We start from the raw sequence: 18519 nt of genomic DNA, 5'->3' as shown, positions 1-18519 counted from the left end.
CCGATTACAGCTCCCCTCTTAAGCCTAGCACGGCTTTCAAATCCAAGATGCTGACCAGCCGGTCGCCCAGCTTGCCGATGCCCGCCAGATAGTCGCGCGACGCGACCGCGGAATTATCCGCAGCCGGGGGCAGAATCTCGTCGAAGGACGCCACTTGATCGACGCTGTCCACACCTATTCCGATATCGTCCGCTTCCGAGCTCACGATGACGATGCGCGCGGAGGGTCCCTGCTCGGCTTCCTCCGCCCCGAACCGGGCGCTTAGCCCGATTACGGGAACGATTCTGCCGCGCAAGTTGATGACTCCTTTGACGAAGGGCTTGTCGCACGGCACCTCCGTAATCGGCTGCACCTTGATGATCTCCTGAATCTCCGAGATCGACAGCGCGTATTTTTCCCCGTTCAGGCCCAAGACGATATAGTTTTTCATGGCGGTTCCTCTCTCCTACACTCTGAAAATCGACACGTTCTCGTTCAACTTCTCGGACAGGCGGGCCAGCGAGTTCGACGAGCTCGCCGCTTCTTCCGCCGCGGCCGCGGACTGCTGGCTGGCCGCCGCGATCAATTCGACCGCGCGCAGCACCTCGTCGGACTGGGCGGCTTGCTGTTCGCTGGACGCCGCGATCTCGGACACTTGCCCGGCCGTCTCCGTCACCATGCCGACGATGCGCTCGAACGTCCGGCCGGTCGCCGCCGACAATCCGGCCGCCTCTTCCACCGCTTTGACGCTTTGGTCGGTATTCCGCTGCATTCCTATAATGATCGACGCGATCTGCTTCGTCGCTTCCCCGCTCCGTTCCGCGAGCTTGCGAACCTCGTCGGCGACGACTGCGAAGCCTCTTCCTTGATCGCCGGCCCTGGCCGCCTCGATCGCCGCGTTCAACGCCAGCAGATTCGTCTGCTCGGCGATTTCGTCGATGACTTCGATAATCTGGCCGATCTGCTGCGAATCCTGCTCCAGCAGGCGCATCTGTTCGGACAATCTGTCCATGCTGTGCAGCGAAGCTTCGATCGCTTCCCCGCCTTCCTCCGCCCCGCGTCTGGCGCGGTCGGACAACTCCGCGACCGAGCTCGCGTTCGATGCGACGGCGGCGACCGCTCTGGACATTTCCTGTACGAGCTCGTTGATCGTCTGGGCCGATTCCGCCTGGTCCGTACTGCCTCTGGCGATCTCCTCCGTCGTCGCCGAAATTTCCTGCGCGGCGGCGGCGACGCTCTGTGCCGAACCGAGCGTATGCCCGATCAGCGAGCGCAAATTCCCCATCATTTCGTTGAAAGCGCCTGCCAGAACGCCGACCTCGTCCTTCGTGAGCGACTCCGCCCGTTCCGTCAGATCGCCTTGAGCGGCGCGGGTGGCGACGTTTACGACCGACTTGATGGAACGAACGAGCCTGGACGACAGGAACAGGGACAGAGCAACGCCAAGCGCGAGCGCGAGCGAGCCGAGCACGATGACGGCTATCGTTCCTACGCGGTTCGATTCGAAGGTATCCGCGATCTTCTCGTCCGATCCTTGCACGATGTACCCGATCCATTCGTTCATGTCCGACCGGATCGTCTGCACGAGCGGCAGCGCTTCCCGGATAAGAGTCAGATCCGTATTCGCGCCTTCCCGCTCCGCATCGCCGACCATCTGCTCCACCGTGGCGAAGAATCGTTCCGTCTTCTCGCGAATATCGTCGTACTTCGCCTGCTCTTCCGCCTCGACAATCAGCGCTTGATACTCTTGCATTCCCGCGCGGAAGCTGTCCATCGAGCCTTTCACCGCCGCGATCATGGAGCTCCTCGTCTTCTCGTCCGTCTCGAATTTCATTAACAGCAGCTGTCCGCTTATTCCGTTAAAATCGCCCCGCAGTTGGGACAGCTTGTACGTGCTTGGCATCCACTCGTCCTTAATCTCCGAGATGGAGCCCTTTAACGACGACATCTGGGTGACCGATACGACCCCCACCGTCAAGAGAAGAATAAGTACGATTCCGAATCCAGTTAACAGCTTCGTTCGAATGTTCATGTTCCAAGCCACGTCTCCTTTAAGGGTTTTGCCGGTGACGACCGCAATCCGTTGTTAAACCTCGGTCTCTGCCGGCAGCCGAATGATGCAATCCAATATATTCATTAACTCTCCGCGCGACTGGTAGAGAAAGCCCATCAGGGAATCCTGGAGCTTGTCCGTCTGAAGCGTCGCGTTAAGCCAAACTTGGCGATTCAGAATCACGATGGACAGCTCGTATTTGGAAGGGTATCTTTTGATTTCCTCGTAAATCGTCGTTTCCAGATAAGCCTCCGGCAAGATCAGCGAATACATAAGCGCAGGATATTCGGGATCCATGTCCCTGATTTGAAATTGCTCTCTCAAAGGGTAGTTCCGCTTGTGCCAACGGTAACCGAACGACACCGCATCTTCTTCCCACACCGGCTCGTACATATTGATCGCCTCCAGGAAAAGCTGTCTGTAAAACTGTATTAGCTTCACTTCATGCCTCCTCAATCTATGATGTCAGCTTGCATAACTGACGGCCGCCTCCTTGCTTGCGTCTGATACGTTCCTCATCTTCCTTTACTGTAAGGCGGAATTATTAAATCTTGTGCTTACTGAATATGAGACAGATATGTTTTTCGCTAACCGAATCGTACAGTTGTTAAGAAATTGTTTGGGCATCGGATGCACGGGCTCAAAACGCAAAAAAGCCAAGGCGCATAACGCGCCTTGGCGAGCCCCTGCGCAGCCTGGCTTAACAGCCCGGCTTATCGTCGCAGAGTAAGAAGGAAATATTCCGTTAACAATTTGCGAAACACGTTCGGCCACGCGTAGTTCTCGAACTCTTCCGGGCCGACCCAGCGGTAGCCGGTCCTGTCGGCCACGTATTGCTCCTCCAGCGCCGAGGCGCCCAGCACTTTGATTTTCCAGACGAGATGGGTGAAAATATGCTGCGCCTCCCCGACGACCTCGCCGGACGCCGCCTTCACAAGGACGCCGTCCTCCGCAAGGGCCGCCTCCAGCAGCGCCGCCCCTTCCTCCGGCCGAATCCACGCGTCCTCGTCCGGCACTTCAATGTGCGGAAGCTCCCACATTTGCGCCAGCAGTCCCGTCTCGGGCCGCTGCCGGACGAGCACCTTGCCGGCGAACGCCCCGCTCCCCTCGATCAGGGCGGCCCAGCGGAACACCGGTCTCGCCTTCTTGGCCTTCGTCTTCACCGGGAGCTCCCGTTCCTTGCCTTGAAGCCGGCCCTCGCATCGCTCGCCTACGGGACACTCCGGGCAGGACGGGGATTTCGGCGTGCACACCATCGCTCCCAGTTCCATCAACGCCTGATTGAAGTCGGCGGCCTGCCCTTCCGGAATAAGCGACTGAGCCAGCCCTTCCATCCCGATCCGCGTCGCCGGGCGGGCGATGTCGTCCTCGAGGCAGAAGTACCGGGACAGCACCCTCATCACGTTGCCGTCCACGGCCGGTTCCGGCTGATCGTAAGCGATGCTGAGAATCGCGCCCGTCGTATACGGACCGACGCCTTTCAGCGCGGACACCTCCGCTTTGCTCCGGGGAACTTCTCCCCCGTAGCGCTCGGCCACCTCGCGCGCGGCCGCTTGCAGATTGCGCGCTCTGGAGTAGTAGCCCAATCCTTCCCAATGCTTCAGCACGTCGTCCTCAGGCGCCTCGGCCAGATGGCGAAGCGTCGGAAAGCGGTCCACGAACCGGTTGAAATACGGAATGACCGTATCCACGCGTGTCTGCTGAAGCATAATTTCGGACACCCAAATATGATATGGATCCCGGCTTCTTCGCCAGGGCAGATCGCGCCGCACCTTGCGATACCACCGCAGCAAACCTTCGCCGAAATACCGTTTGTCGTCCGTTGCCGTCAACGCGATTTCCCCTCTTCCCTCTCGTTGCTGTCCTCTCCGGACGAAGCCGCGATGAACGCCGCCTGCTTGCGGAAGCGGCTTGGCGTCAATCCCGTATGCGCTTTGAACATTCTGGAGAAGTAATAGATTTGCATGCCGACTTGCCCGGCGACCGAGGATACGTTGCTGTCCTGCTTCAGAAGCAGGCTCTTGGCGATCTCCATCCGTCTGAGATTCACGTACTGAATCGGCGAATAGCCGAGAATTCCTTTGAAAAACACGATAAAATAATTCGGGTGCAAGTAGACCTGCTTGGCCATGTTCTCGACCGTAATGTTGTCCGCGAGATGCTCGTCGATGTACTTCAGCACCATATCGATCTTCTGCAGATCGTCTGTGGGAGCCGTGTTGTCGATCAGCGAAAGGCTGTCCAAATAATAGCTGATCAGCTCCAGCATCGCCGCCTTGATCTTAAGCTTGGAGGTCAAGCCGTTGCGCGCCAGCTCCTCGAACAGGCAGACGAAGATGCCCGATACCGCCGTCTCGTCCTCCACCTGGATGTGGAACGGAATCTGCAGCGCCCGGTACAAGTCCCGATCCTCGTAGCTGCTGCGAAAATGGCACCATTGCAGCGTCGCCGATTCGCCCGGCTCCAGCACGATGCGATGCGGCATGCCCGCCAACAAAATAAACAGCTTGCCGCTCTCCAGCGGAATCTCCTTGTTCTGGGCGATCAGCTTGCCTTCGCCCGAAGATCTGACGAACAAGAAGCGATGACAATCGTATACGGTGTCCTTGTCCTTCAGAACCGAAGCGTCCAGTACGGTCTCCGCCGCCGCGGCCACCTCGAGATTCATCTGTTCGAAGTGCTTCATCATGATCGTGATATAATTCGTTCTCATCATCAATGCCCCATTATCCGGATAAAATTAAATTTCATCCCCTTAACATTATTCCATTATACGTCACGATTCGCGAAGCGTAAATTACCATATCATAATCGCCAACCCAATAAATAACAGCCCGGCAGCGTATTTCTGCCGGACTGGTGTCGCTCATAGCTTTTCGATTAGGGCGGTAGCCGCCGCGAGCGCGCGTTCGTGCGTAATCGCGATATGCAGCCGATAATTCGGATCTTCCCAACCGAGACGCGCGATCGCGGCGGAAGACAGCCTGCATACGGGCTTGCCAAGCTCGTCGGCGATCACCTCGATATCCTGGAATCCCACCGTCGCTCCGATCCCGCATCCCAGCGCCTTCACGACCGCTTCCTTGGCGGCGAACCTGCCGCTGGCGTATTCCAACGCCCGCCGGGGCGGCAGAGCTTCCCAGGCCTTCCGCTCCGCAGGCGTCAGCACCCTGTCGATAAACCTAGACCCGCTGCGCCCCGCGAGAATGTTCGCCATCCGCGCCGTCTCCACGACATCCAGACCGATTCCGACAATCATGCCGAGCGGTCAGATCCCCGGAATCGGCTGGCGCTTATGCTGCGTGCGCAAGTAGCGCTGCTCGAGGTTTTCCCTGGCTTGCGGATCGATATCCTTGCCTTCCAGATAGGCGCTGTTGTCGTCGTAAGTGACCCCCAGCTCTCCCTCGTCGGTCTGGCCTTCCCACAGCCCTGCGGTCGGAGCCTTGTCGACGACGCTGGCGGGCACGCCGAGGCGGCGGGCCAGCTCCCGGATTTGACGCTTGTTCAGCGTGCTGAGCGGGGTAATGTCGACGGCGCCGTCCCCCCACTTCGTGAAGAAGCCCGTAAGCGCCTCGGAAGCGTGGTCCGTGCCTACGACGAGCAGGTTCAGATCGAAGGCGAGCGCGTACTGCACGACCATTCTCGTACGGGCTTTGACGTTCCCCTTGCCTCCCCGGCTCATATGGCGGTGGATCTGCAGAGCTTTGAACGCATGCTCCGTTTCCAGCGCGATCTCGTCGACCGCGTCCTCGATGTTCGTCTCGACTTTGTGCGTCAGCTTGAACGCTTCGGCCACTTCGTAGCTGTGATGAATGTCCTCCTGCTCGCCGTAAGGCTGGAACACGCCCAGCGTTATGTAGTCCTTGCCCGTCTCCCGCGACAATTCGTCCGTTGCGAGCTTGCACAGTCCGGCCGCCACCGCGCTGTCCACTCCGCCGCTGATCGCGATCAACAGCCCGGTCGCTCCGGCCTGCACGACGTAATCTTTCAAGAACTGGACTCTCCGCCTGATCTCTTCGTCGACGTCGATCGTCGGCTTAACGCCAAGCTTCTCGATAATCTCTTGCTGAAGCGTCGTCATCTTACGCCAACCTCCTTAATCGCAAAAAATATCCCGGCGGCTCGGGCGCGAGCGGCCTCTGCCTCCGGGAACGGCTTTCTTACCGGCAATAACGGTCGAAAGCATCGGTCAAATCGGCCGCGATCTCCGCCGCGCTGCGATTCTCGATCTGATGTCTCTCGATGAAGTGCACGAGCTCTCCGTCTTTCATCAGCGCGATCGAAGGAGAGGATGGCGGGTACGGCAGGAAATACTCCCGCGCTTTCGCCGTCGCTTCCTTGTCCTGACCCGCGAACACCGTGAACAGATGATCGGGCACGGCGTCGTGCTTCAGCGCTTCGGCGACTCCAGGACGGCATTGTCCCGCGGCGCAGCCGCACACGGAGTTCACGACGACAAGCGCCGTGCCGGCAGCTCCGGGAAGGTTCTCTTCCACTTCCTCCGGAGTTCTCAGCTCCTGAATGCCGATCCGCGTCAAGTCGTCGCGCATCGGTTGAATCATATCCAGCATATATCTTTCGAAAGACATCGACATAATAAGGCGCCTCTCTTTCCCAACGAGAAATTGGCGGCATGCACGTTCCGCTGAGTTTCATTATACCGCGCTGCCGCAAGCTCCGTCAAAGCTCTTGGGCCTGCAAGCGGACCCTGCTTTCGATCGGCGCTTCGCAGCGGGCGGGGCTCAGGGCTCGTCCAGCACTTCCGGCACCGGATAACCGGCGTCCTCGTCGGCGTCGATGGCCGAACCGGTGGAGTGTGTCGGATGCGAGAACGGCCTGGTCGACGAGATTCCCCGCTCGAACAAATCGCGATTCTCGCTGGTCAGAAACCCGATATCCTTGTAAGGATGCACCCACTGCTCCCCCGCCATGACGGACGGGTCCGTCTCCGCGCTCCACTGTTCCAAGGGGGATTGCTCCGACTCGTAATCGTGATCTCCGATCACGACGCCGTGCTCGTTCACGAACGGCTCCCTCGGCCCCCTGCCTTGGCGGAACTCCGGCCGGAACTCGATCTCGAACGGGTCCAATTCCGGATCGTCGCGCCCCGGCGCGGGGGTTGCTCCCGCATAGGGCTTGCCCTTCCTCCCGTAGCCGCCCATGATCAGGTCGAGGGACGGTTGGGACCGTCGAGTTTCTTGTCGAAGGCGGGGGATAGCGGAGAAGTTTTGCTCTTGCTGCGATCTTCGGCCGACCGTCCGGACTTCGACGATCCTTCGTTTCTGGGCATGGAAACATCCTCCTTGTCTGGTCGTTTCCTCCGTAGTGTAACCGAAACGGCGGCAGTTATCCGCTCAAGGCAGGCCTCAGCTCGCGGACTTCGCGAACGAGACGATGAAGGTCGTTCCTTCGCCGACCGTCGATTCCACGTGGATTTTGCCATGATGACGCTCCACGATGCTCAGGCACAACGCCAAGCCGAGGCCGGTTCCGTTCGTCTTCGTCGTGAAGAACGGCTCGAACAGCCGATTCAGCTTCTCCGGCGGAATGCCGACGCCGTTGTCGCTGACGCGCAGCTGCACCGCGTCCGCAAGGTTCTGCGTCTCGATTCTCAGCACGCCCTTGTCGTTCATCGCCTCCATGCCGTTGCGGGACAAATTGAGCACAAGCTGCTTCATCTCTTTGCTGTTCATCGGAATCGGCTCCAGACTGTCGTCCGTTCGCAGATCGATAATCTGTCCCCGCATGTTGGCGTCCGCCCAGATCAGAGGAAGAAGATCGCCCAACAGCTCGTTCAGGTTGGAAGGCTCCTTCTCGACGATGCGGTTTTGCGCCAGCGACAGAAAATCGTTGATGATCGCGTTCGTGCGGTCCAGCTCTTCCAGTACGATGCGGAAATACGTTTTCTGCTCCGCCGGGCTGCGCTCGTTAAGCAGCTGCACGAATCCGCGGATCACCGCCAGCGGATTGCGGATCTCGTGCGTGATGCTCGCCGCCATCTGTCCGACCAGACTCAGCCTCTCCATTCTGTCGACCTCGTCCTTCAGCCGATGAAGCTCGGTGACGTCGTGGCCGATGAACAGCACCCCGTCCGTTCCCTGGGAGGGCATGTCCTTGATCGAGCAGTAGATCGTATAGAACATGCGGTCGTTCAGCCTGAGAATATCCGTCAGCTTCTCTTCGCCCTGCAAAATCCGTTCCACGGGATCGTAGTCGAGCTTCGTGTCCAATCGTTCAAGAAGCAGCGAGAACTTCCTCTGCAGCAGATCGTTCCTCCCGAGCGGAGCGGCGAGGGTCAACGTCATATCGTTCACGTGGGTAATTTTTCCTTGATTATCGAAAAACATGACCATAAGCGGCGAGTTGTCGATGAATTGCTGCAGCCTGCGCATCTCTTTGCGATATTTCAACGACACGTCGTGCAGCTGCAGCTGCAGTTGAATTCTCTCGAAGCTCAATTCGATGAAATGCGCGCACAGCACCGTTACGGCGACGAAGACGGATACGAAGGCGACCAGCACGCCCATGATCTCAGGCAGGTTGTCCAGCAAGCTTCCCGGCATGCCGACAAGGTAAGAGGCCATCTGAAAAAGCGAGAGAAACAAGCATAAATAGAGGACAAGCTTAAGCTTTCCTCTGCGATGGCGGGAGCCGTACCCGGGTATCTTCGAGAACAGCACGGGGATGTAAGCCGCCAGGAAACCGATAAACACGAAGTACTCCCACCGGTAAGCGATCTCCCCAAGACGCGTAACGATATATAAAACCAGCAGCCCGAAAGCGATCGGGACGCCGCCATAGATCGAACCGATCAGAAACGGAACGTGGCGCAGGTCAAAGTGGACTCCGTGGTTGTTCACTGTCGTAAAGTTCATGTTCAAGAGCATGGCCAGTCCGCAGCAAATTCCGATGAAAATGTGCGAATGGCCGGTTCTCTCCGGCTTGTCGTACCAGACCATGAACATAAAAACGGGAAGAAATGCAATCAGGATCTGCAGCAACGATTCTTTCCACATCCAGCGAACCTCCCGTAGCGACGGATCGGCCTCTACCTATTCGTATCCATTCTTATCCATACTAATCGTAAAGACAATTTACTAGACGATTTTCTAGACGAATCACTTAGATTAAAGCACATCTCTCCATGGGTTACAATATAAGGTATTTAATTATATTAACATTTCCCCAATATTTTATGAACTTTCCTGACATGAAAATCCGATTTTGCGTTCGCCATTTCCGATGATACACTTGAAGGATATCAACGCAAGTCAGGAGAACGAACATGAACTACGACGTGATCGTCATCGGCGGGGGCTCCGCCGGACTTATGGCCGCCATCGCCGCGAGCAAGCGGCGCGCGAGCGTCCTGCTGCTCGACAAAGGGGACAAGCTGGGGCGCAAGCTCGGCATATCCGGCGGCGGAAGATGCAACGTGACGAACAACAAGGACCTCGACGAGCTGATCCGGCACATCCCCGGCAACGGCCGATTTCTGCACAGCTCCTTAGCCAATTTCAACAACAAGGACATTATCGCTTTTTTCGAAAATTTGGGCATTCGGCTGAAAGAAGAAGATAACGGCCGCATGTTTCCCGTGACCGACAGAGCCAAGACGGTCGTGGACACTCTGATCGGCCAGGTGCGCAAGCAGGGCGTCGACATCCGCGTGAACGCTCCCGTAGACACTGTGCTGTACGAGGACGGACGAGTCGCGGGCGTGCGGCTGCGCTCGGGAGAGACTCTGGTCTGCCGCTCCGTCATCGTCGCGTCGGGAGGCAAATCGGTGCCGCAGACAGGCTCTACTGGAGACGGCTACGCTTGGGCGGAGAAGGCGGGGCATACGATTACCGAGCTGTTCCCGACGGAGGTGCCGCTGACGTCCAACGAACCTTTTATTACGAGCAAGGAGCTTCAAGGGTTAAGCCTCAGAGATGTCGCTCTGTCGGTATGGAATGCGAAGGGCAAGCGGGTCGTCGAACACCGCGGGGACATGATCTTCACGCATTTCGGCCTGTCGGGCCCGATCGCGCTGCGGTGCAGCCAGTTCGTCGTCAAAGCGCTCAAGGCGTCGGGGACGGGCAACGTCGAAGTCGCGATCGACCTGATGCCGGACAAGAGTCCCGACGAGGTGTACAGCGAGACGCTGAAGCTCGCCGAGCTGGAGCCGAAGAAAGCCGTCAAGAACGTGCTGAAAGCCTGTCTCCCCGAGAAAATGATCCCCCCGCTGCTGCGCGGAGCCGAGCTGGCGGAGACGGTCACGTACGACAACGTGCCGCGCCAGGCGTGGAGCCGTCTTGCCGGACTGATCAAGCGGTTCCCTGTCCGGGTGTACGGCACGCTGTCGATCGAGGACGCCTTCGTGACGGGAGGCGGAGTCAACTTGAAGGAGATCGACCCGAAAACGATGGAATCGAAGCTGACGAAGGGGCTGTACTTCTGCGGGGAAGTGCTGGACATCCACGGCTACACGGGCGGCTACAACATTACGGCGGCTTTCTCGACGGGATATACGGCGGGGATGCATGCGGCCGAGTGAGCCTGATGCGGCAAAAGCGAAGGGGCAAGCATCCGCCGGGAAACCGGCGCGCTTGCCCCTCTTGATTTTCCTTGTAGTCTACGTCGCATCGAAGCGGTCGTACGAGCCGTCGTCGGTCGGATAGGCCGAATCGTCCTTGGCGCTCTCTTCCGCGCTTTGGCGATAACCGTCGACCCAATCCTCGTTTACCGTATGCGCGGGAATCGGGATATCGTCCATCCCGTACGCGAAATCGGTAACGACGACCGCCTCCGCCGGCGCGTGCTCCAGCAGATGGCCCGAATAGCATTGCACGATCTCCAGGGCCGAAGTCAGATCCTCGTTCTGCACGTGAATGTGCAGCCTTCCCCCTTCGTGAAGTTGCGGCTCGTAGCCCAGCTCGTCCAGCGTCTCGGCGGCCAGCCTGGCCTGGGAATCCTCCGGAAATTGAAACAGCAGCGCGGCATGTTTCATCGCGTTCATCCTCTCCTCGTTCGTAATCTCGTCGCTTCCGGTTAGGTTATCCCAGATTATGGGCCGCTTATTCCTTTTTGCGGCGCGACGCCGCGAACGAGATCAGAATGTCGTTCGCCGCTCTAAGCCAGTAATATCCGGCCGCGGGAACGGCGGCGACCGCGATCCAGGCGATGCCGCCGAACGCCAGTCCGATTCGGACGCCGATCAGAAGCGCCCACAGCAGAACCAGCGGCATCGCCAGCCATGCCGTCGCTTTGCGGGAAGCCTCGGCCTCCGCCTGGTCGGACCAGACGAACAACGTGAGATACGGCTCGGATAACCACTGCGTCCAATAACGTCGCAGCGTCGCGACGACGAGAAACGGCAAGCCGAGCCAGACAATGACCGCGAAAGGGATCGGAGGCAGCGCTAGCGCGGCCGCCCCTACTCCCAGAGTGTAGAAGAGCTGCTTCACCAGGTCCGGACGGCGCAGCACCGACTTCATCCAGCTGTCCGCCAGCCGGTCCGCAACGTTGTCCCGGTGCGGGAGAAGCGGCTGGGAGCGCGCGAACAGGATCGGCTTGCGCTGCCTCGGGAGCGGCTTTTTCTCCATCGTATCCATCAGGACCCAGCTTACGAGAGACGCGTAGCTTTCGTTTTCCACCGTGATTTCGTGCAGCAGCGTTCCCTTCTTGCGCATCCGCCAGAGCAGAAGGACGAGAGCTGCGGCAAGGAATGCCGCCCCGGACAGAAACGCGGCGCCCGGGCTCGCGGCCCCCCTCTCCGCCAGCGCAGGCACGCCTAGAACGAATGCCGCGCCGGCAGGCAGGGTGGCCGCCCATCTGCGCCAGCCTTTCCAGCTTAGCGCGACGCGGTCGCGCAGCATCGACCAGAACAGCCCCGCCGCCGTGTAATAGACGACGAGAGCCCCCAGCGAACCCGCAGACAGCCCGAACACGGGCAGCAGCACCGGGGACAGCGTCATGACGGCAATGGACGTGACGAGCAATCTTGCCGCCCCGCCGTACGCGAACCCCATCTTCGCGAACCTCCGTCTCCATTGGGGATTGCGGTGAAGGAACAGGCCGTCCCCGCTTTCGGCGAACGTCCGATACTTCCCCGCAAGCTGCGGCAAGGCGAGCGCCAGCAGGATCGGATACAGCGGAAACTCCGCCAGCCCCGGAGGAGGCTCCCGCATGAAATCCCTGTAGATGCCGACGGCGATGAAGGCTCCCGGAAGCACGATATAGAGACATACCGTCCAGTCCAGCACGATTCTCCAGCACTTCCAGATCGTCGTCCAGAAGGCGGCCGCCCGAGCTGCGAACAGCCTTGACGGAGTAAAGCTTCCGACGGAACGGGAAGGAACGGGACGGTTCGCTGCCGAGTCGGACGGCGTCATGCCTCCACCTCGTCTTCACGCGAAGCGAGTCGATGGAAGCAGTCGAACAACCGGGCGTCCGGGCCGAAGCCCGCCTGCTTCGCGATCTCCTCCAGCGTGCCGGATGCAGCCGCTCCTCCGTCGCTTACGAGCACGAACCGGTCGCACATTCTTTCCGCCGAATCCAGGACGTGCGTCGTCATGAGCACGGCCGCTCCCCGGCTCCTCTCCTCCTCCAGCGCGTCGATCAGCTCCAGCACTGCGCCCGGATCCAGCCCGATGAACGGCTCGTCCACCAAGTACAAGTCGGGCTTCAGCAGGAAGGCGACGATCAGCATCGTTTTCTGCTGCATGCCTTTGGAGAACTTCACCGGATAATGATGCCGGAACCCGCTCAAGCGAAACCGGCGAAGCAGCTTGTCCGCGCGCTCGTTCAACTCGTCCTCCGACAAGCCGGCGGAAGCGGCGGCAAGCACGAGATGCTCCCACAGCGTCAGCCTCTCGTACACGATCGGCTGCTCGGGAATATACGCGATTGCCGAGTGGAGACCTTCGCCGGCATTGCCTTCCTCTTCCCCTCGCCAATACACCTGCGCCCGCCAATGGGGCAGCTGGCCGAGCAGTCCCTTCATCAGCGTGCTCTTGCCCGCGCCGTTCGGGCCGATCAAGCCGACCCTCTCGCCGGAACGCACGTCGAGAACGATATTCCGAACGATCGGATGTCCCGCTTCGTAGCCCGCCTCTTCAATGACCGCCCGCAGCAGTGAGGGACTGCCTTGCTCGCTCTCCTCGTTCCCCTTGTTTGGCTCGTCCGCCATATTCTCCCGGGTTGCCTTATCCGTTAGATCCGCCTCGTTCGCCGTATCTGCCTTGTCCGTCATATTCTGCTTATTTGCCAGGTTCGTTAGGTTCGTCTCGTTCGTCATGTTCGCCGCCTCGTCCGTAGCCAACGGTTTTCCTCCGCTTCAGTTCGTTCGTATATTTATATGTACAAGCTATATATACAATACGAATTTCGCAGCCCGGAAGTTTCCCGGGCAACGCCAAGAGAGCCTTCTCCCGTTTACCGGCCGGGAATTGCGAAGGCTCTCGAAGGAAAGGGAGGCATCCCTTGCCCTAACTTTTATTCTATCCGATTACACTAGTTTCGAAAAGCGTACAGCGCATGGTTGATGCCCGCAGTCTGTCCGTATACTTGGCGGTAGATCTCGAACAGCTGCCGGTAGCGGGCGCTGGCCGACTCGTCGGGACGATAGATGCGAGCGTGCTTAACGAACGTTTCTCCGCAAGCGTCGAGCGACGGGAACCAACCGCAGCCGACCGCGGCCAGCATCGCCGCGCCGAGCCCGGGTCCCTGCTCGTTCTCGAGCGCGACCACATCGGCTTGGAAGATGTCGGCCTGCATCTGCAGCCAGAGCGGATTTTTCGCTCCTCCGCCGATCGAGACGACTTTGTCAACCTGTTTGCCCGCGGCGCGGAACATCTCGATCGATTCGTTCAGCGAGAACGTAATGCCCTCCATGACCGCCCGAGCGAAATGCGTTCGCGTATGGCTTCCGTCCACGCCCACGAAGCTGCCGCGGATTTGCGCGTCCGCATGCGGCGTCCGTTCTCCTACGATGTAAGGCGTGAACAGCAGGCCGTTAGAGCCGGCCGGGACGTCCTCAGCGCCCTGCAGCAGCGCGTCGTACGTCTCGCCCTTGGCGAACGTGTTGCGGAACCAACTGAGCGAATAGCCCGCGGCGAGCGTAACGCCCATCGCGTAGAAGGCGTCCGGCTTGCCGTGGTTGAAGAAGTGCACCTTTCCGCGGTAATCGGCGGAAGCATCCTCTTCGTACGTCAGGACAACGCCCGACGTCCCGATGCTGCACAGCGTCAGGCCGGGCGACAGAATGCCCGCTCCGATCGCTCCGCAGGCGTTGTCCGCGCCTCCAGCAAACACCTTCGTCTCCTGCCGCAGCCCGGTCGCGCTCGCCGCTTCGGCGGTCAGTCCGCCGACAAGCGCTCCCGCTTCGACGAGCGGCGGGCAGAAGCCCGCCGGAACCGCGAACGCGCCCAGCACGTCCGCGCTCCAGTCGCGGCCCGCGACGTCGAGCATCAGCGTTCCCGCCGCGTCCGACAAGTCCATATGCTTCTCGCCGGTAAGGCGCAGCCGCACATAGTCCTTCGGCAGCAGGAAGCCGGCCGCCTTCGCGAAGGATTCCGGCTCATGCTGCTTGACCCAGAGAATTTTCGGCAGCGTGAAACCTTCCAATGCAGGATTGCGGGTAACGGACAGCAGCTTGTCGCCCAATGTCCGCTCAATCTCGCGGCATTGCTCGGTCGTGCGCGTATCGTTCCACAGAATCGCCCTGCGCACCGGCTTGCCGTCCGCGTCGAGCAGGACAAGTCCGTGCATTTGCCCGGAGAAGCTGATCCCCTCGACGTCTTCCGGGCTTACGGAGGAGCCGCCAATCAGCTCGCGCAGAGCGGCCGTCGTCCCCGTTACCCAATCCTCGGGGTCCTGCTCGCTCCACCCGGCTTTATCGTGATAGAGCGGATATTCGCGGGTCGCTTCGGCGTGCACGACGCCGTCCTGACCGACGAGCAGCGTCTTGACCGCGCTCGTTCCCAAATCTACGCCAATGACATATTTCATGGAGAGGTCTCCTTCTTATACGCCGAAAATGACGTCGTTCAGGTTCGCTTTGATCTGCTCCAGACGAGCGGATTCATTGCGGATCGGCTTCGCTTGCAGCGCGTACGCTTCCAGCGACTTCAGCGTTGCTTTGCCGGATACGATGTCGGCGCCGATACCTTCGCCGAAGCTGCTGTAGCGCTTGGCCACGATGTCGTCGATCACGCGCTCCTCGATCAGCTTGGCCGCCGCTTTCAGACCGCGAGCGTACGTGTCCATACCGGCGATGTGGGCGAGGAACAAATCCTCGTCCTCGAAGGACGAACGGCGTACCTTCGCGTCGAAGTTGACGCCGCCGCGGCCCAGGCCGTCGTTCTTCAAAATCTCGTACATCGCCAGCGACGTGGAGACGAGATCGGTCGGGAATTCGTCCGTATCCCAGCCGAGCAGCAAGTCGCCCTGGTTCGCGTCGATGGAGCCGAGCATGCCGTTAATGCGGGCTACGCGGAGCTCATGCTCGAACGTATGACCGGCCAGCGTCGCGTGGTTGGCTTCGATGTTCAGCTTGAAGCTGTCTTTCAAGCCGTAGGTTTGCAAGAACGCGATCGCCGTCGCCGCGTCGAAATCGTACTGATGCTTGGACGGCTCCTTCGGCTTGGGCTCGATCAGGAATTGGGCGTCGAAGCCGATCTCCTTCGCGTAATCTACCGCCATATGAAGGAAACGGGCCAGATTGTCGAGCTCCAGCTTCATGTCCGTGTTCAGCAGCGATTCGTAGCCTTCGCGGCCGCCCCAGAAGACGTAGTTCTCGGCTCCGAGCTCTTTGCCGACTTCGAGTCCTTTCTTCAACGTTGCCGCTGCGTACGCGAACACTTCCGCGTTGTTCGTCGTGCTGGCGCCGTGAACGTACCGAGGGTTCGTGAACAGGTTGACCGTGTTCCAGAGCAGCTTCTTGCCGGTCGATTTCTGATAGTCTTTCAGCATGGCGACGATGACGTCCAGGTTTTTGTTCGTCTCTGCCAGCGTTGCGCCCTCCGGAGCAATGTCCGCGTCGTGGAAAGCGTAGAACGGTACGTTCAGCTTCTCCAACAGTTCGAAATTGGCTTCGACGCGGGCTTTCGCCTTGTCCAGCGGGGCAAGCGAATCCCAGCCCCGAACCGCCGTGCCGGCGCCGAACGGATCGCTGCCGTTGGCGTTGAACGTGTGCCAGTAGGCGACGGCGAAGCGCAGATGCTCCTCCATCGTTTTGCCGAACACGACTTCTTGCGGGTTGTAGTGGCGGAACGCGAACGGATTTTTCGAATCGCGTCCTTCGTACTGGATCTTGGGAACATTAGGGAATTTACTCATAACGGATAATGGCCTCCTTGAAAGCGGTATCAGTTTATAATCTGATCTCAGCATATCACCTCGAACTTAGTTTGTCTATTCAATAAACTAAGTTTCATTGGTTTTGTTATGATATAATAGAAGAGAAAGTCGGACGAGACCCGGCTCTCCTGCAAATAAACAAATCAAGCAGCAGATTATTCGAAGCTAAGGAGCCTCTGTTCCGCTATGACGACACCAACGGGCGATCAAGCGCTTATTAAACGAATCAATACGGCCATCGTGCTGGAGTGCATTTTGCGGGGGGCTCCCCTGTCCCGCGCGCAAATCTCGGAGCAATCGGGCCTGAACAAGGCGACCGTCTCCAGCTTAGTGCAGGATCTGATCGACGGATCGCTCGTACGCGAGATCGGAACGGGCCAGTCGAGCGGCGGACGCAAGCCGGTTATGCTCGAATTCGTCGCCACTTCCGGCTATGCGATCGGAATCGATCTGGGCGTTAACTATATTCGGGGCGCGCTCGTCGACATGCGAGGCGAGATTGTAGCCGAGAGAACATCCTCCCTTCGCGATTCGGAGCCGGGAGCGGCATTCGAGCAGCTGTGCGGATGCATCGAGGCTCTGATCGCCGAAGCCCCGGCCAGTCCGTACGGCATCGTCGGCATCGGGGTCGGCGTGCCCGGCATCGTCGACGAGAACGGCACGATATTATTCGCCCCGAACCTGCAATGGCGGGACGTCCCTCTGCAGCGGATGTTGTCCGAACGGTTCGGCCTGCACGTCACCATCGACAACGAAGCGAATGCGGGCGCCCTTGGGGAGCAGAAATATGGAGCCGGCCGCAGCATCGCCAATCTCGTCTACGTCAGCGTCGGCATCGGGATCGGCACGGGGCTCATTTTGCATAAATCGTTGTACAAAGGCTCGGCGGGATATTCCGGAGAAATGGGACACCTGTCCATCGAAGCTCACGGCCTAAGCTGCACCTGCGGTAATCGGGGCTGCTGGGAGCTGTACGCTTCGGAACAAGCGCTGCTGAAGCAGGCGTCTTCGCTCGGATTCGGCGATCTCGAAGAGCTGCTCTCCGCGGCGGACTCCGGAAGGCAGGACGTCCTGGAGTTATTCGCCGGCATCGGCGAGTATTTGGGCATCGGGATCGCGAACATCGTCAACGTCTTCAACCCGGACGCCGTCATCATCGGCAACCGGATGAGCCAGGCCCGTCCTTGGCTGGAGAACTCGCTGCGCCAGACCGTCGTCCAGCGCGCGCTCGGCTTCCACTTGCGCAAAGTGCAGCTCCTCTTCGCCGAGCTCGGAGAACGCTCCGCCATGATGGGAGCCGCCGAGATGGCCATCTCCGGCTTCTTCTCCCGCATCAAATCGGCTTAACGCCGTTGCGGCAGAGTGTCGACCCAGCCCCTCCACGGCTGGGCGGCGCTGCTAGTGGCGCTCCCCAACCGTCTCCCCACCTTTAGCACGCCGCACGGTACTATCCTCCTCCCCCTCCCTTTCTGCCCATCTTTAGCACGCCACGCGGTACTATTTCCTCGCTCCCTCCCTTTCTACCCGCCTTTAGCACGCCGCACGGTACTATTTCCTCGCTCCCTCCCTTTCTACCCGCCTTTAGCACGCCGCACGGTACTATCTCCTCACGTCCTCCCTTTCTGCCCGCCATTGCACTCCGCACGGTACTTCCCACGCCAACCTCCGACCGTTCCGAACGACACCTGCGTATGCCTCTTAAGCTTTATCTCATAAGTCGTTTATGCTATAAATTAATATATCATTATGCGCGAATCTATCAGCACTCGCCGAGAGGACTCCCGCTTCTGCAAGCGGTGAGGTGAATCGGCGACCTCCAGAACATGCCCTCAGAGATGCGCTTTCCTTCCGTCTGTATTCGCGTTAAAATGAAATAAGAACATACATTCGCAAGATGTGTTTGGAAGGAGGTGAGGTTGAAGTCATGTCGGATTTAACGATAGTATACAGGACCCACCAAGTGTGGATCAAACCCGGCCACCAGTTGTTTGCGTACCTGGAGCAAGCCTGTCAGAACGCCAAAAACCTGTACAATACGACCAACTTTTTTATCCGTCAGGTGTTTACTTCTTTTGGGCGGAACGAGCCCCTTCAGCCGTTGCAGCAACAAGTGATGAACACCCTGAAAACGCAACTCGAAGCGA

General features: G+C 59.2%; 19 protein-coding genes. 2 read left to right on the top strand and 17 right to left on the bottom strand.

Going from position 1 to position 18519, the window contains the following annotated elements; all coding sequences use genetic code 11:
• Nucleotides 1–4: 4 nt before the first annotated feature.
• The 11 genes from B0G52_RS18400 to B0G52_RS18355 all read right to left on the bottom strand — a co-directional run bounded on the left by B0G52_RS18400 (nt 5) and on the right by B0G52_RS18355 (nt 9048).
• Nucleotides 5–430, bottom strand: coding sequence for a chemotaxis protein CheW (locus B0G52_RS18400; RefSeq protein WP_094046853.1), 426 nt, complete (start codon nt 428–430; stop codon nt 5–7).
• Between the two features lie 15 nt (nt 431–445).
• Nucleotides 446–2011 (bottom strand): methyl-accepting chemotaxis protein, encoded by a 1566-nt coding sequence (locus B0G52_RS18395; protein ID WP_094046852.1) that lies wholly within the window; start codon nt 2009–2011, stop codon nt 446–448.
• A gap of 54 nt (nt 2012–2065) precedes the next feature.
• Nucleotides 2066–2473, bottom strand: a complete 408-nt coding sequence (locus B0G52_RS18390) for a hypothetical protein (protein ID WP_094046851.1) — start codon at nt 2471–2473, stop codon at nt 2066–2068.
• Between the two features lie 272 nt (nt 2474–2745).
• The gene (gene mutY, locus B0G52_RS18385) at nt 2746–3864 is read right to left on the bottom strand and encodes an A/G-specific adenine glycosylase (RefSeq protein ID WP_094046850.1); all 1119 of its coding nucleotides are present in this window, start codon (nt 3862–3864) and stop codon (nt 2746–2748) included.
• Complete coding sequence (locus tag B0G52_RS18380) at nt 3861–4745, bottom strand: helix-turn-helix domain-containing protein (protein ID WP_158223770.1); 885 nt, start codon at nt 4743–4745, stop codon at nt 3861–3863. Before B0G52_RS18380 ends, mutY begins: the two co-directional genes overlap by 4 nt.
• A gap of 153 nt (nt 4746–4898) precedes the next feature.
• Nucleotides 4899–5291 carry a holo-ACP synthase gene (acpS, locus tag B0G52_RS18375; protein ID WP_094046848.1) on the bottom strand — a complete coding sequence of 131 codons (393 nt, stop codon included), beginning with the start codon at nt 5289–5291 and terminating at the stop codon, nt 4899–4901.
• A gap of 9 nt (nt 5292–5300) precedes the next feature.
• The gene (gene nadE / locus B0G52_RS18370) at nt 5301–6113 is read right to left on the bottom strand and encodes an ammonia-dependent NAD(+) synthetase (RefSeq protein WP_094046847.1); all 813 of its coding nucleotides are present in this window, start codon (nt 6111–6113) and stop codon (nt 5301–5303) included.
• A 79-nt stretch (nt 6114–6192) separates the two neighbouring features.
• The gene (locus tag B0G52_RS18365; RefSeq protein ID WP_094046846.1) at nt 6193–6627 is read right to left on the bottom strand and encodes a BrxA/BrxB family bacilliredoxin; all 435 of its coding nucleotides are present in this window, start codon (nt 6625–6627) and stop codon (nt 6193–6195) included.
• A 147-nt stretch (nt 6628–6774) separates the two neighbouring features.
• Nucleotides 6775–7194, bottom strand: coding sequence for a DUF3905 domain-containing protein (locus tag B0G52_RS18360; protein WP_094046845.1), 420 nt, complete (start codon nt 7192–7194; stop codon nt 6775–6777).
• Nucleotides 7195–7196: 2 nt separating this feature from the next.
• On the bottom strand, nt 7197–7322 hold the full coding sequence (locus B0G52_RS36455; protein ID WP_255407499.1) for a hypothetical protein: 126 nt from the start codon (nt 7320–7322) through the stop codon (nt 7197–7199).
• A 76-nt stretch (nt 7323–7398) separates the two neighbouring features.
• Nucleotides 7399–9048: a two-component system sensor histidine kinase NtrB gene (locus tag B0G52_RS18355; protein WP_094046844.1), complete on the bottom strand. Its 1650-nt coding sequence runs from the start codon at nt 9046–9048 to the stop codon at nt 7399–7401.
• 269 nt (nt 9049–9317) lie between these two features.
• On the opposite strand from B0G52_RS18355, the gene B0G52_RS18350 reads away from it, so the two are divergent.
• Nucleotides 9318–10571, top strand: coding sequence for a BaiN/RdsA family NAD(P)/FAD-dependent oxidoreductase (locus tag B0G52_RS18350; RefSeq protein ID WP_094046843.1), 1254 nt, complete (start codon nt 9318–9320; stop codon nt 10569–10571).
• A gap of 78 nt (nt 10572–10649) precedes the next feature.
• Here the strand turns inward: B0G52_RS18350 and B0G52_RS18345 are convergent, their stop codons facing one another.
• The 5 genes from B0G52_RS18345 to xylA all read right to left on the bottom strand — a co-directional run bounded on the left by B0G52_RS18345 (nt 10650) and on the right by xylA (nt 16354).
• A complete protein-coding gene (locus B0G52_RS18345; RefSeq protein ID WP_094046842.1) occupies nt 10650–11033 on the bottom strand; it encodes a hypothetical protein in 384 nt (127 codons plus the stop codon).
• A 58-nt stretch (nt 11034–11091) separates the two neighbouring features.
• The gene (locus B0G52_RS18340) at nt 11092–12408 is read right to left on the bottom strand and encodes an ABC transporter permease (protein ID WP_094046841.1); all 1317 of its coding nucleotides are present in this window, start codon (nt 12406–12408) and stop codon (nt 11092–11094) included.
• On the bottom strand, nt 12405–13337 hold the full coding sequence (locus B0G52_RS18335; protein WP_233162787.1) for an ABC transporter ATP-binding protein: 933 nt from the start codon (nt 13335–13337) through the stop codon (nt 12405–12407). Before B0G52_RS18335 ends, B0G52_RS18340 begins: the two co-directional genes overlap by 4 nt.
• A gap of 191 nt (nt 13338–13528) precedes the next feature.
• A complete protein-coding gene (gene xylB / locus B0G52_RS18330) occupies nt 13529–15025 on the bottom strand; it encodes a xylulokinase (protein ID WP_094046840.1) in 1497 nt (498 codons plus the stop codon).
• A gap of 15 nt (nt 15026–15040) precedes the next feature.
• Nucleotides 15041–16354: a xylose isomerase gene (xylA, locus tag B0G52_RS18325; protein ID WP_094046839.1), complete on the bottom strand. Its 1314-nt coding sequence runs from the start codon at nt 16352–16354 to the stop codon at nt 15041–15043.
• Between the two features lie 207 nt (nt 16355–16561).
• Between xylA and B0G52_RS18320 the strand changes: the two genes are divergently transcribed.
• A complete protein-coding gene (locus tag B0G52_RS18320) occupies nt 16562–17722 on the top strand; it encodes an ROK family transcriptional regulator (RefSeq protein ID WP_094046838.1) in 1161 nt (386 codons plus the stop codon).
• A gap of 586 nt (nt 17723–18308) precedes the next feature.
• On the opposite strand, the gene B0G52_RS36220 is transcribed toward B0G52_RS18320, so the two are convergent.
• Nucleotides 18309–18519 (bottom strand): hypothetical protein (locus B0G52_RS36220; protein ID WP_233162786.1); only part of this gene is annotated, 211 nt, incomplete at its 5' end.

Source organism: Cohnella sp. SGD-V74 (assembly GCF_003001675.1).
Taxonomy (GTDB): Bacteria; Bacillota; Bacilli; order Paenibacillales; family Paenibacillaceae; genus Cohnella.
The sequence above is the reverse complement of the archived record's forward strand: the minus strand, read 5'-3'. Positions and strand labels throughout refer to the sequence as shown.